Origin of the sequence: Solwaraspora sp. WMMD1047, from assembly GCF_029626155.1 — a bacterium.
Lineage (GTDB): Bacteria > Actinomycetota > Actinomycetes > Mycobacteriales > Micromonosporaceae > WMMD1047.
This window is the reverse complement of record NZ_JARUBL010000001.1, coordinates 6,845,820-6,858,975: the sequence shown is the minus strand read 5'-3', so window position 1 is coordinate 6,858,975 and position 13,156 is coordinate 6,845,820. Positions and strand designations below refer to the sequence as shown.

Here is a 13,156-nt window from a genome sequence, read left to right as displayed (position 1 = left end):
GAGGTGCTCGTGCGACCTCTAGTCGGCGACGTGCTTGGTGGCGGCGGTGACGGCGTCGTTGATGGCGTGCGGTAGTGGGGTGTGTTGGGCGAGGCGTGTGGCGAGGGTGCCGAGGAGGACGTCGCCTGCGCCGGTGGTGTTGGTGGCGTGGGTGGGGGGTGGGGTGATGAGGCCGGTGTGGTGGGGGTTGCTGTAGGCGGCGCCGCGGTGGCCTGCGGTGACGATGGCAGTTCGGGGGCCGAGTGCGCGGAGGTGGTCGGCGGCGGTGGTGGGGTCGGTGTGGTGCCGGCCGAGGATGGCGGCGGTTTCGTGTTCGTTGGCGACGAGGATGTCGAGCGCCGCCAGCGCGTCCGATTCCAGGGCCGGGTGTGGGACGAGGTTGCCGATCAGGATCTCGGCGTGGTGGTGGCGCAGTACCGCGTCGACGGCTTCGGGGTGGATGTCGAGTTGGGTGACCACGACCGGTGCCCGCAGTGTCGGCAGGGCGTCGTGTATGTGGGCGGCGGTGAGTTCGGTCGCCGGTGGGAGGGCGAGGACGATGTGGTTTTCGGCGTCGGGGGTAACCTCGACGATCGCGATGCCGGTCGGTGCGGACGGGATGAGCTGGAAGAACGTTGTGTCGATGGCGGCGTCGGTGAGGGTCTGTCTCAGGAAGGCGCCCCAGTGGTCGGCGCCGGCGTTGCTGATGAGGCTGACGTGCGCGCCCGCCCGCCGCGCGGCCAGGGCCTGGTTGAGGCTCTTGCCACCGGCGGTGGTGGTGGCCGGCGCTGAGGCGAACGTGGTGCGGCCGGGTACGGGCCGGTGGGGGATCCGGACGGTGATGTCGATGTTGGCGCGCCCGATGACGACGACGTGCGGTGCCCGCTGGTGGCTGTCGTCGGGTGGTGGGTGGGTCATCCGGTCGCGGCCAGGTGGTCGAGGAGGTGCCGTACCTGCGGCCGGTTGGCGAAGGCTGCCAGTCGTGGGGCCAGGGCGGTGACGTTGCGGTGGGCGCGCGCGGAGCCGGTGGTGGCCGCCAGGGTCAGCGCCTCGGTCGCGACGGTGGCGGCCTGGTCGGGTTCGGAGGCTGCCAGGTAGGCGTGTGCGGTACGGGACAGGTACACGCCGCGTTCCCGCCGGTAGCGGTCGGGCCACTGGTTGACGGCCGTGGTGAAACTGTCGATGGCTCTGCGTGGCTGGTCGAGGCGTAGCCATCCTTCGCCTTCCTGCGCCGCCAGGTACGGCGGGGTGCAGAAGGAACCGAGCGGGTCGCCGTCGCTGTCGCCGGGCACAGGGGCGGTCGCGACGAGGGCGCGGGCCCGTTCGATGCCGGCCTGGAACGCGGTGGAGTCCCCGGCGATGGCGTGGCCGTGCGCCTGCTGGACGGCGGCGAACGCGCGCACGAGCACAGGCGCGTCCGGGACGCGCGATGCCGCCTGGGCGAGCCCGACGACGCGGTCCTCATCGCCGCCGCCGACCATCCGCTGCGCCCTGCGGGCCAGCACGTACGCGCTGAACTCCCGATCATCGGCTTCCTGCGCGATGCTGGCCGCCCGGTCCAGCCACCGCTCACCGGCCGTCCGGTCGCCGAGGTCGTCACTGAGCCAGCCGCCGAACTCGCTCCAGCGCGCCTCGGCGCTGAGGAGTTGGTCACGAAGTTGCCCGCGTGCCTGACGGCGCAGGAGCGCGATCAGGGCGATCTGCTGCTCGACGGTCGACAGGATGGTGGAGCCGCCCAGCCGGTCGTCGGCCCGCACCAGGAACGCGCGCAACTGTGCGAAGTGCCCGACAACCGCGGGGTCGACGGCCCCCTGCGGCGCTGCATCCGTGCCGTTGACGACCCCGAGGGTGGTCAGGCCCGCGGCGATCTCGAACAGCACCCTACGGCTCAACGGGAACGAGAAAGCCTGTCCGCCGGCCATGATCGCAAGGGTAGCCGCACCGGCACTGTCACGGTCCTCGCCGCGCGTGTCGGCGAATCGGGACGCAAATTCCACAACGCTAGCCGGCCCAGCGTCGGCGTGCAGCGGTGGAGCAGCCGCGAGCCTGCGGCCACCGTGATCGCCGGCCGATGAAGGGCCACCCTCAGCTTCGCCCCACCGCCGCAGCTGCGCGGCATCGATCCGTTGCCGGTCGAGTTGCTGCTTGAGCTGGCAATACCGGTCATGAGCGGTCAGCAACTCGCCACCGGTGCCCAGAATCACGTCGCATCGCCGCCAGAAGATCCGGTCCGGACACTGCCGCCCACCTTCCACCCCGGCGATGGTGGTCCGGGATGTCGGCACCCGCCGCGCGAGGACCAGTTGGGTCAACCCACGCGCGTGGCGCCACCTCGCCAGCGCCACGCCCAGCGCCTTCCTCGCCTCCTCGACCCGCTTGGCATCGCTCATGAGACTCCGCCCCTCCGTCGCTGCATGGTTCCGGATCGTAGGTATGGGACGACAGGTCGTATCCCTTCAGGACGGTACGCGACAACGGACGCCAGACCGCTCGCTGTAAACGTCGACGTCGTGTCGAAACCCGTGTCGAGACTGTTCGACATCGGTACCGCCCGGCTTGAGTGGACTCCACGGCGGCGGCGTCACCGGCCCGGCAGAAATCTTATGGCTGCACGACGGAACTGTCGCAGATGTCGCGACGGGCGCGCGCCACGCTCCAACGGTGACCGTCGCCTACCCCTCACCGGAAAGGAGACCGCACGTGCGAGCCCTGAGCAAAGAGCAGTTCACGGCATACGCGAACGGTCAGATCGAGATGGCCGATCAGATCCTTGCCGGTCACCGGCAGGGCCCTGGCGGCTGGTGCTCGTGCGGCAAGCAGTTACCGTGCACCGTCGAGGAGCACGCCACCGCAACCCGGAACCGCTACCGGAACAAACTCGCGCTACTGGACAGCACCACGGCGCTGCCGGTCCTGGCCTGTGCGGCCCCTCCCCGACGGAACCCACTGTGGCGGCGGCTGCTTGCGGGCCTGCGATGAAGGGCCTATACATCGCAGTCGAGGGACCGACCGGGGTCGGCAAGACCACTCTGGCCTCGCGACTGGCCGCAGAGCTCGGCGCGACGGTGGTGTACGACCCGTTCGACGCCAATCCGTTCCTACCTCAGATGCTGGCCGCTGACCGGTCCGACGGGTCGGCGTTGCGGGTCGAGTTGACCTTTGTGGCGCTACGGGTTGCCCAGTTGCGGTACATCGCCGGGCTACTCGCCGCCGGCCACACGGTCGTGGCCGACTGGGCGCTGATCAAACAGCCGATCTTCGCCGCCACCACCCTCGGCCCCGACGACGTCGCCCGGATCACGGCGACCGTGCGGGTGTGGGTCGACAGTGTTGTCCGCCCCGACGTACTGGTGGGCATGTCCGGGCCGACGCCGGTGATCCGCCAGCGGGTGCGCCGACGGGGCCGTGCGATGGAAACCGTCATAACCGGCGCTCACCTGGACGCCTTGTCTGCCGCGTTCGACGCCGCGTACGCGGTCTGGGAGCGACCGTTGATCCGGTTGGACGTGGCCACCTTCGACACCTTCCACCGGCCGCACCTGCGCGAGCTTGCCCGCCAGGTGAGGCAGCTATCGCTCCCCTCGGAGATGAGATGACATCGCCCGCACCTGCCGCCGTCGGCGGCGAACCGACCGATGCCGGGCCTGCGTGCGCCCGGCTGCTGATCACCGGACCTGGCCAGGTTGAACTACTCCAACAGCGGCTCCCGCCGCTGGGTGAGCACGACGTGTATGCCCGTACGGTCATTTCTGGCGTCAGTCACGGCACCGAGATGGCGTGGCTGCAGGGCTCGGCAGCCTCGTTGCACCGCTGCTGGGACCCCCAGCGGCGCTTCTACTCACACGGCCGTGGTCGGGACTATCCCGTCGCGCCCGGCTACGAGTCCATCGCCCGCGTCACCGTCACCGGGTCGGCAGTCACCTCGGTGAGGGCCGGGGATCTCATCGCCGTCGACGCCCCACACGCCACCGGTCACCTGCTCACCGAGCAGACCGCCGCGGTCGGGCTGCTGCCCGAGGGGACCGATCCGCAGCGGGCGGTCTTTCACATCCTGGCCCGGGTCGCGCTCGGTGGCGTCCACGACGCGCGCCCGCAGGTCGGCGACACCCTGGTGGTGATGGGCCTGGGCACCGTGGGGCTACTCGCCATCCAGCAGGCACGCCACGCCGGAGCGCTGGTCATCGGCGTCGACCGGTACCCGCTACGCGTCCAGGCTGCCCACGCCCTCGGCGTATCCGCCATCCACTCCCACGACGGTCTCGACGTCGCCGCGGCAGTGCATGATCTGACCGACGGTGTAGGTGCGGATGCGGCGATCGAGGCTTCAGGTTCCTACCGCGGACTGCACGAGGCGATCCGGTGCCTGCGCGTTGGCGGCCGGGTGGCCACCGTCGCCTCCTACCACGGCGACCAGGCCGGCCTGCGCCTCGGCGAGGAATACCACCGCAACCGCATCACCCTCATCTCCTCCATGACGATCAACGGCTGCGACCAGCGCACCCATCCGCTGTGGACCCTCGACCGGCTCAACCAGACCGCCCAGCGGCTCATCGCCGAGGACGTCGTGCGCGTCGATGGGCTGATCACCCACCGCATCCCGTTCGACCACGCCGCCGAGGCGTACGCGCTGATCACCGACACCCCCCAGGACACCATCAAGGTGGTGCTGACCTATGACACCTGAGCTCACCCATGACGCGGCCCGTCCCGTCAACGACCGGTACACCCCATCCCCCTGCGGGGAACTCGACGAGATCGCCGAGGTCCTCGCCGAGGGTCGCCTGTCCGGCGGTGCCCCCGTCCTGCCCAGGTATGAACAGGCCCTGGCTGACTGGTTCGGGGTCAAGCGAGCGGTCGCGGTCAACTCCGGCAGCTCCGCGCTGCACGCCACCCTGGTCGCCCTCGGCGTACGCGCCGGCGACCAGGTACTGGTACCAGCCACCGCACCCCTACCAACCGCGATGCCGATCCTCACCTGCGGCGCCACCCCCGTCATCGTCGACACCGCACCCGGCAGCCTCGCCATGGACCCCGACGCCGTAGCGGCCAGACTCACCCCACGGGTGAGGGCCGCCATCAGCCTGCCGCTGTGGGGCTACCCAGCCGACGACACCCCCGCCGCGGCGATCCTCGCCGCCGCTGGCGTGCCCGTCATCGAAGACGCCTGCCAGGCCCACGGCACCCGCTCCCGGGGCCGCTACGCCGGCACCAACCACCGCGCCGGCTGCTTCTCCACCCACGACCGCAAACTCCTCAGCACTGGCGAAGGCGGATTCGTCCTCACCGACGACGACAACCTCGCCGACCGCATCGACCACTACACCCACCTCGGCCACCTCACCGGCCGCACCCACGGCGTCAACTACAAACTCGCCGGACCGCTCGCAGCCATCGGCCTGCGCCGGCTACCCGGTCTGCACGGACAGCTCCGAACCCGCCGCGCCAACGCCCACCAGCTCCTCGCCGCCCTGCCCGTCGGCGGCCACCTCACCGAACTCGGCCACGGCGACGCGCAGGACGAGCCCAACTACTACAACCTCGTCCTCACCACCAGCGCGGCCCACCTCGCCCCACGACTCAGCGAGGCATTCGCGAGAGCTGGCCTGGCCCCGGACTCGACCCGCTACGGCTACCGGCCGCTCTACCACCAACAGATCTTCGCCCCCTACGCCACCGCCTGCCCTCACGCCGAACACCTCGCCGCGACCACCTTCCAACTTCCCGTTCACCCCGATATGTCCCCGACAACTCTAGGATGGGTCGCTGACCGCGTCCGCGTCCTCGCCGAAGGGCAACTCCCATGACGATCCGGCACAACACCGCATCCGCCGTCGTCCTCGACCACCGGGACCGGGTACTACTCGTCCACCACAACAAGATCGGACTGTGGCTTTACCCCGGCGGGCACATCGACCCCAACGAGGACCCCGCACAGGCCGCACTCCGCGAGGTGCGAGAAGAAACCGGAATCCGCGCCACCATCCTCGGCGACCCCACCTTCAGCCACTTGGCGGTGGCCAGCCACCCGACACCCTGGGCCATCATCGAGATGGACGTCACCGACTCCCGCGACGGCCAACACCGGCACATCGACTTCGTGTACGTGTGCCGGGCCCCCGGCGGCGACCCGGTCGCGCAACTGGCGGAGGTCGCGGGCGCCCGCTGGGTCCCGGTCGCCGACCTCGCCGAACTGCCCACGCCCACCGAACTTCCCGAACTGGTGGCCGCCGCCGTCCGCTGGGCCAAGACCCAGCGCGGTTTCTGACGTACGGGATCGAGGTTCGTAACCGCGCAGTGCTTTGCCGGAAACACCGCCTCTGGGACGATGCGCTGATCATCATGTGACCAGGTTGCGAGGCACCCATGGCGACAGGGCAGAGCACCGACGCACCGACGACCGAGGCACCCCGACCGCGTAACGCGTTCGACAGGTATTTCGAGATCACCGCCCGGGGTTCGACGGTGAACCGGGAGCTTCGTGGTGGCCTGGCCACCTTCTTCACGATGGCCTACATCGTGGTGCTCAACCCGCTGATCATCGGCAGCGCGGTGGACGGCGACAACGCGAGCCTGGCGATCCCCGCGCTGGCGGCGGCCACCGCGCTGGTCGCCGGCCTGATGACCATCCTGATGGGGGTGGTCGGCCGGTTCCCGCTCGCGTTGGCGGCCGGGCTGGGCGTCAACGCGCTGGTGGCGTATGAGATCGCGCCGGAGATGACCTGGGCCGACGCGATGGGCCTGGTGGTGATCGAGGGGGTGCTGATCGGCATCCTGGTGCTGACCGGGCTGCGTACGGCGGTGTTCCGGTCGGTGCCGACGCAGCTCAAGACGGCGATCGGGGTCGGCATCGGGCTGTTCCTGACGATCATCGGGTTGGTCGACGCGGGCTTCGTGCGGCGGATTCCGGATGCCGCGAACACCACGGTCCCGGTGGGGCTGGGCATCGGCGGGAAGCTGGTCACCTGGCCGGGCCTGGTGTTCGTGCTCGGTCTGCTGCTGACCCTGGTGCTGGTGGTCCGGCGGGTCAAGGGTGCGATCCTGATCGGCATCCTGGCCACCACGGTGCTGGCCATCATCGTGGAGGCGATCGCCCAGGTCGGCCCGTCGTTCGTCGACGGGAAGCCGAACCCGGCCGGGTGGTCGCTGAACGTGCCGGAGCTGCCGGCGACCGTGGTGGACGTGCCGGACCTGTCTTTGCTCGGGCAGTTCAACGTCCTGGGTTCGTGGGAGCGGGCCGGGGTGCTGGTGACGTTGATGTTCATCTTCACCCTGATGATCACGGACTTCTTCGACACGATGGGCACGATGGTGGCGGTCGGCCAGGAGGGGGACCTGCTGGACGGGTCCGGCATGCCGCCCCGGACGAAGGAGATCCTGCTTGTCGACTCGATCGCGGCGGCGGCCGGCGGTGCGGCGAGCACGTCGAGCAACACCTCCTACATCGAGAGCGCGGCGGGGGTGGCCGAGGGCGCCCGGACCGGCGCCGCGAACCTGGTCACCGGCGGTCTGTTCCTGCTGGCGATGTTCCTCGCCCCGCTGGTGGTGATCGTGCCGTTCGAGGCGGCGTCGACCGCGCTGGTGGTGGTGGGCTTCCTGATGATGACGGCGATCCGCACCATCGACTGGGCGGACTACGAGATCGCGATCCCGGCGTTCCTGACCATCGTGCTGATGCCGTTCACCTACTCGATCTCGAACGGCATCGGGGCCGGGGTGATCACCTTCGTGCTGCTCAAGCTGGCCCGGGGCAAGGCCCGCGAGGTGCACCCCCTGCTGTACGGCGTGGCCGCCCTCTTCGTCCTCTACTACCTGCGGGGACCGATAGAATCCGTGCTCTTCTAGCGGCCGCGGTCGTACCGTGATGGTGGTCATATCGGTGGTCGTTAGCCTGGCTTATTAGTTAAGCTAACGATCGTGACGGAGCGGACGGTGATGGCGAAGCGCGTGCCACCGGCGCAGTTGGCGACCCTGCTGCGCGACGCGATCACCCGGCTCAATCGACGGGTACGGCAGGCCCGTCCGGTCGGCGACCTCACGGTGACCCAGCTCTCCGCCCTGACCAGCCTTCAGCTGGCGGGCGCGCTGACTCCCCGGGAGCTCGCCGACACGGAACGGGTCCAGCCGCCGACGATGACCAAGATCGTTGCGAAGCTGGAGGAGCGCGGCCTGGTGCGGCGTACCCCCCATCCGACCGACGGGCGGCAGGTCATCCTCTCGGCGACCGAGGCCGGCCACGAGGTGCTCGCGCAGTTCGAGCGGGTACGCGACGAGTGGCTGGCCCGGCGCCTCGCCGACCTGACTCCGGAGGAACGCGACACGCTCGGGCGGGCCGCGGAAATCCTGCAGCGGGTGGCCCGCGCCTGACGGCGCCGACCATCGCGTTCGCTTCGTCCACCGATGTGGATGACGCGTACGACGAGGAGGCGCACCCCGAGTGCGGGCGAAGCTGAACACCATGTTCCAGTCCCTACGGGTCCGTAACTACCGGCTCTTCGCGACCGGTCAGCTGATCAAGCTGATCGGCGTGTGGATGATGTTCATCGCCCAGGACTGGCTCGTCCTGGAGCTGTCGGACAACTCCGCGACCGCGCTCGGCGTGGTGGTGGCGCTGCAGTTCACCCCCGTGCTGCTACTCACCCTGCTCTCCGGGCGACTGGCCGACCGGTACGACAAGCGCCTGCTGCTCTTCGTGGCCAACTCCGCCTGGAGCGTGCTGGCCCTGGTGATGAGCCTGCTGGTCCTCACCGACCTGGTCGTGCTCTGGCACGTCTTCGTCTTCGCCGCCCTGCTCGGGGTCGCCAACGCCGTCGAGACCCCGGTGCGGCAGTCGTTCGTCTCCGAACTCGTCGGCACCCCGCTGCTACCCAACGCGCTGTCGCTCTCGGCCGCCACCTTCAACTCGGCGCGGATCACCGGCCCGGCCGTGGCCGGGGTGGGAATCGCCGCCTTCGACGTCGGCCCGGTCTTCCTGATCAGCGCGGTCAGCTCGGTGGCGCCGCTGGTGTTCCTGCTGCGGATGCGGGCCGACGAACTGCACCGCGACGAACTGCTGCCGCTCGCCGACCGGGCGTCGGCCCGGGTCGTCGACGGATTGCGCTACGTGGCGCGCCGGCCGGACCTGCTGCTGCCGATGGCCCTGATGTCGGTGATCGGGATGACGCTGTTCAACTTCCAGCTCACCCTCGCGGCGCTGGCCAAGACGGTGTTCGACACCGGAGCCGCCTCGTTCGGGCTGTTCACCACCGCGCTGGCCACCGGCTCGCTGGCCGGTGCGCTGGCCGGCACCGGTCGCCGGGGCCGCCCGTCGGTCTACGTGGTGCTCGGCGCCGCGGTGGCCTGCTCGGCCTTCGGCACCCTGGTCGGGCTGGCGCCGTCGTACTGGCTGGTGGTGGCGCTGCTGGTGCCGACCGGGTTCTTCATGGTCTTCTTCGGGCAGGCCTCCAACCAGCGGGTGCAGCTGGGCGTCGACGCGGCCTTCCGGGGCCGGGTGATGGCGCTGTGGGTGCTGGTCTTCCTCGGCACCAACCCGGTGGGCGCGCCGCTGCTCGGCTGGATCGCCGAGCACTACGGAGCCGGCGCGAGCATCTGGCTGGGCGGGCTGGTCTCGCTGACCACCGCGCTGGTGGCGCTGACCTGGCAGCTGCACCGCACCGGGGCCAGGCTGCGGTTGCGGATGCTGCCCTCCCCGCGCTTCTACGTGGTCGCGGCGGCCGAACACTGACCGGCTGCCGGCGGGCGATCGTCACTCGAACTCTCCGCGTGGCAGGGTGAACGGATGGACTACACGAATCTTGGACGGACCGGACTGTCGGTGAGCCGGCTCTGCCTCGGGACCATGAACTTCGGGCCGCAGACCGAAGAGGGCGACAGCTTCGCGATCATGGACCGGGCGCTGGAGCACGGCATCAACTTCTACGACACCGCGAACGTCTACGGGTGGAAGGTCGGCGAGGGGGTCACCGAGCAGATCATCGGCCGCTGGTTCGCCCAGGGCGGCGGCCGCCGCGACCGGGTCGTGCTCGCCACGAAGGTGTACGGGCGGATGGGCGACTGGCCCAACGAGCAGGGGCTCTCCGCCCGGCACATCATCCGCTCCTGTGAGGACTCGCTGCGGCGGCTGCAGACCGACTGGATCGACCTGTTCCAGATGCACCACGTCTCCCGCACCACGCCGTGGGAGGAGATCTGGCAGGCGATGGAGACCCTGGTCGCCCAGGGCAAGGTGCTCTACGTGGGGTCGTCCAACTTCGCCGGCTGGCACCTGGCCGCCGCGCAGGAGTCGGCGGCCCGCCGGCACTTCCTCGGCCTGGTCTCCGAGCAGTCGATCTACAACCTGCTGACCCGGCACGTCGAGCTGGAGGTGCTGCCCGCCGCCCGGCACTACGGGCTCGGGCTCATTCCCTGGTCGCCGCTGCACGGCGGACTGCTCGGCGGCGCGATCCGGAAGATGGCCGAGGGCGGGGCGGCCCGCGCCAAGAGCGGCCGGTCGGCCGACGCACTCGCCGCGAACCGGACCACCATCGAGGCGTACGAGAAGCTCTGCGCGGACCTCGGGCAGGACCCGGCCGACGTGGCGCTCGGCTGGCTGCTGTCCCGGCCCGGGGTGACCGCACCGATCATCGGCCCGCGGACGGTGGCGCAGCTCGACGCCTCACTTGGTGCCCTGGCAGTGCGGCTGACCGACGAGACGCTGGCCCGGCTCGACGAGCTGTTCCCGCCGGTCGGCCAGGGCGGTCCCGGCCCGGAGGCGTGGGCCTGGTGACCGGTGCGGTGAGGCACTGACCACCAGGTCAGTGCGGGGACAGGCGGCCCCGCACTGACCGTGGGTCAGGACGTTTCGCGGGCGGCGGGGCCGCCGCCGAACAGCACGTCGTCCCAGCTCGGCAGGCGCTTGCGGGACTTGTTCGGCGCGTCGTCCGACTCGCCCTGGGTGGCCGGGCCGGCCGTCCGGCGCGGCCGGAGCACCGCCAGCGACGGCACCGCCGGCACCTCCTTCGGCAGGTCCGCGTCGTCGTCGAAGGCGGAACCGGGACCACCGAGCAGCGCCGCGGCGCCACCGGCCACCGGCCGCTGCCGGGGCGGCTCGGCGCCGGTCTGGGCGGCCGGGTCGAGACCCCGACCGGCCGACGAGCCGAGCGGCCGGTCCAGCGAGGCGAGCAGAGCGTCCCGGCCGGCCCGGATCGGATCCCGACCCGGGCGGCTCGACCCACCGGCGGCAGCGGGCAGCCCGTGCCCACCCCGGCTCGGCTCGCCCCGGGACGGACCGGGCAGCGCGTGCCCACCCCGCTCCGGAGCCGGCTCCTGGCCGAGCAGCGGCGCCGGACGCTCGGCGCAGAGGTACTGCGCCATGTCGTCGTGCGGTGCCACCGACTGCCGGGTCTTGTCCAGATCCCAGATCGCCTGCGCGGTCGCCTTCCCCGACGGCCAGGTGGCGACGATCCGCCAGGTGCCGTCGTCGCGCCGGTAGGCGTCCCAGGAGATCTTCTCCGTGTCGATGCCGTGCTGGGCCAGCCGGCCGTCCACCACCTCGGCGAGCGGCGCGCCCTTCTCGGAGCTCTTCAGCCGGGTCCGCCGGGCGTGCTGGGCGAGCATCGCCCGCTCCTGCAGCACCGGGCCGGCGTACCGCAGCACCCGGTCGACCGGGACCCCGGCGATCCGGGCCACGTCTTCGGCCGACTCGCCGGCCCGGATCCGGGCCTGGATGTCCCGGGGCGACAGCGACGGCGGCGGCTCGTTGGCCGGCGCGGCGACCGCGAGCGGCGTGGTGCCCGGCTCGGTGTGCAGGACGGTGGCGACCCGTTCGTCGATCGGGAGGGCGAGGAGCCGGCCCACCTCGTCGGTGAGGACCAGCGCCTGGCCGTCCTCGGAGAGGGCGACGAAGCGTACTGGGCGCATCTCGGTGCCTCCGTCCCGCCTCGCTGGCCCACGCCACGGGCCAGCCACCCAGGCGTCCTCGCAACACGGTACGCCGATCAGTGCACCCGATGGGGGATGCCACGCCCGGATTTCGCGGATGAGCTGCGAGAACTGATCATGAATCTGTCAGAGGCGCTCGACCACGTGGTCGATGCAGACCGTCAGCGCCTCCACGTCGGCCGGCTCCACCGCCGGGAAGAGGGCGATCCGGAGCTGGTTGCGGCCGAGCTTGCGGTACGGCTCGGTGTCGACGATCCCGTTGGCCCGCAACACCTTGGCGACCTTCGCGGCGTCCACCGAGTCGTCGAAGTCGACGGTGGCGACCACGTTCGAGCGCAGCCCCGGATCGGTCACGAACGGGGTGGCCACCGACGAGCGCTCGGCCCAGCCGTACACGGCCGCCGCGCTCTCGGCGGTGCGCTTGGCCGCCCAGGCCAGGCCGCCCTGCGCGTTCATCCAGTCGGTCTGCTCGGCGGCCAGGAAGACGGTGGCCAACGCCGGGGTGTTGTAGGTCTGCTCCAGCCGGGAGTTGTCGATCGCCGTGACCAGGTCGAGGAAGGCCGGGATGTAGCGGCCGGACTCCTTGACCGCGGTGGCCCGCGCCAGCGCCTTCGGGGACATCAGGGCCAGCCAGAGGCCGCCGTCGGAGCCGAAGCACTTCTGCGGCGCGAAGTAGTAGACGTCGGTCTCGGCGACGTCCACGTCCAGCCCGCCGGCCGCCGAGGTGGCGTCCACCAGGAGCAGGGCGTCGTCGTCCGCGCCGGCGACCCGGCGGATCGGCACCGCGACCCCGGTCGACGTCTCGTTCTGCGGGGTGGCGTAGACGTCGACCCCGGCCTCGGCGGTCAGCGCGGGAGCCGAACCGGGCTCGGCCTTGCGGACCGTCGGCTCACCGAGGAACGGGGCGTCCTTGACCGCCTTGGCGAACTTCGCCCCGAACTCGCCGAAGCTGGCGAACTGCGCCCGGTCCCGGACCAGCCCGAACGTGGCGACGTCCCAGAACGCGGTGGTCCCACCGTTGCCGATGATCACCTCGTAGCCGTCCGGCAGCGCGAAGAACTCGGCGATGCCCCGCCGCAGCCGGGCCACCTCGTCGCGCACGGTCTTCTGCCGGTGCGAGGTGCCCAGGTACGACGTCGCCACCTCGGCGAGCGCGGTCACGGCCGCCGGCCGGACCTTGGACGGCCCGCAGCCGAACCGCCCGTCGGCGGGCTTGATCTCGTCGGGAATCCGGATGGTCGATGGGTCAGCCACGGTTATC

Annotated in this window: 13 protein-coding genes and 1 pseudogene; 9 read left to right on the top strand and 5 right to left on the bottom strand. The window is 70.9% G+C overall.

The annotated features are described in order from the left end of the window. Positions 1 to 18: 18 nt before the first annotated feature. From O7627_RS31410 to O7627_RS31400, 3 genes and pseudogenes are all read right to left on the bottom strand, one after another. Positions 19 to 897 (bottom strand): PfkB family carbohydrate kinase, encoded by an 879-nt coding sequence (locus O7627_RS31410; RefSeq protein ID WP_278097067.1) that lies wholly within the window; start codon positions 895 to 897, stop codon positions 19 to 21. After that, positions 894 to 1,901 (bottom strand): XRE family transcriptional regulator, encoded by a 1,008-nt coding sequence (locus O7627_RS31405; protein ID WP_278098572.1) that lies wholly within the window; start codon positions 1,899 to 1,901, stop codon positions 894 to 896. Before O7627_RS31405 ends, O7627_RS31410 begins: the two co-directional genes overlap by 4 nt. A gap of 264 nt (positions 1,902 to 2,165) precedes the next feature. After that, a pseudogene (locus O7627_RS31400) lies at positions 2,166 to 2,369 on the bottom strand (helix-turn-helix transcriptional regulator); the annotation flags it as partial. 310 nt (positions 2,370 to 2,679) lie between these two features. Between O7627_RS31400 and O7627_RS31395 the strand changes: the two are divergent. The 9 genes from O7627_RS31395 to O7627_RS31355 all read left to right on the top strand — a co-directional run bounded on the left by O7627_RS31395 (position 2,680) and on the right by O7627_RS31355 (position 10,741). Continuing rightward, on the top strand, positions 2,680 to 2,958 hold the full coding sequence (locus tag O7627_RS31395) for a hypothetical protein (RefSeq protein WP_278097066.1): 279 nt from the start codon (positions 2,680 to 2,682) through the stop codon (positions 2,956 to 2,958). Next, the gene (locus tag O7627_RS31390; RefSeq protein ID WP_278097065.1) at positions 2,955 to 3,575 is read left to right on the top strand and encodes a deoxynucleoside kinase; all 621 of its coding nucleotides are present in this window, start codon (positions 2,955 to 2,957) and stop codon (positions 3,573 to 3,575) included. The genes O7627_RS31395 and O7627_RS31390 overlap by 4 nt, the downstream gene beginning before the upstream one ends. Next, on the top strand, positions 3,572 to 4,663 hold the full coding sequence (locus O7627_RS31385) for a zinc-binding alcohol dehydrogenase (protein WP_278097064.1): 1,092 nt from the start codon (positions 3,572 to 3,574) through the stop codon (positions 4,661 to 4,663). Before O7627_RS31390 ends, O7627_RS31385 begins: the two co-directional genes overlap by 4 nt. Next, entirely contained in the window at positions 4,653 to 5,783 is a 1,131-nt protein-coding gene (locus tag O7627_RS31380) for a DegT/DnrJ/EryC1/StrS family aminotransferase (protein ID WP_278097063.1), read from the top strand. Before O7627_RS31385 ends, O7627_RS31380 begins: the two co-directional genes overlap by 11 nt. Continuing rightward, positions 5,780 to 6,244, top strand: a complete 465-nt coding sequence (locus O7627_RS31375) for an NUDIX hydrolase (RefSeq protein WP_278097062.1) — start codon at positions 5,780 to 5,782, stop codon at positions 6,242 to 6,244. The genes O7627_RS31380 and O7627_RS31375 overlap by 4 nt, the downstream gene beginning before the upstream one ends. Positions 6,245 to 6,342: 98 nt before the next feature. After that, positions 6,343 to 7,821: an NCS2 family permease gene (locus O7627_RS31370; RefSeq protein WP_278097061.1), complete on the top strand. Its 1,479-nt coding sequence runs from the start codon at positions 6,343 to 6,345 to the stop codon at positions 7,819 to 7,821. Between the two features lie 72 nt (positions 7,822 to 7,893). Next, positions 7,894 to 8,343, top strand: a complete 450-nt coding sequence (locus O7627_RS31365) for a MarR family transcriptional regulator (protein WP_278097060.1) — start codon at positions 7,894 to 7,896, stop codon at positions 8,341 to 8,343. 70 nt (positions 8,344 to 8,413) lie between these two features. Continuing rightward, complete coding sequence (locus O7627_RS31360; protein ID WP_278097059.1) at positions 8,414 to 9,700, top strand: MFS transporter; 1,287 nt, start codon at positions 8,414 to 8,416, stop codon at positions 9,698 to 9,700. A 54-nt stretch (positions 9,701 to 9,754) separates the two neighbouring features. Next, positions 9,755 to 10,741 (top strand): aldo/keto reductase, encoded by a 987-nt coding sequence (locus tag O7627_RS31355; protein ID WP_278097058.1) that lies wholly within the window; start codon positions 9,755 to 9,757, stop codon positions 10,739 to 10,741. Positions 10,742 to 10,806: 65 nt separating this feature from the next. Here the strand turns inward: O7627_RS31355 and sepH are convergent, their stop codons facing one another. Together sepH and serC are read right to left on the bottom strand one after the other, a co-directional pair. Then, positions 10,807 to 11,874 carry a septation protein SepH gene (gene sepH, locus O7627_RS31350; RefSeq protein WP_278097057.1) on the bottom strand — a complete coding sequence of 356 codons (1,068 nt, stop codon included), beginning with the start codon at positions 11,872 to 11,874 and terminating at the stop codon, positions 10,807 to 10,809. A 147-nt stretch (positions 11,875 to 12,021) separates the two neighbouring features. Further along, on the bottom strand, positions 12,022 to 13,149 hold the full coding sequence (serC, locus tag O7627_RS31345) for a phosphoserine transaminase (RefSeq protein ID WP_278097056.1): 1,128 nt from the start codon (positions 13,147 to 13,149) through the stop codon (positions 12,022 to 12,024). Positions 13,150 to 13,156: the final 7 nt, after the last annotated feature.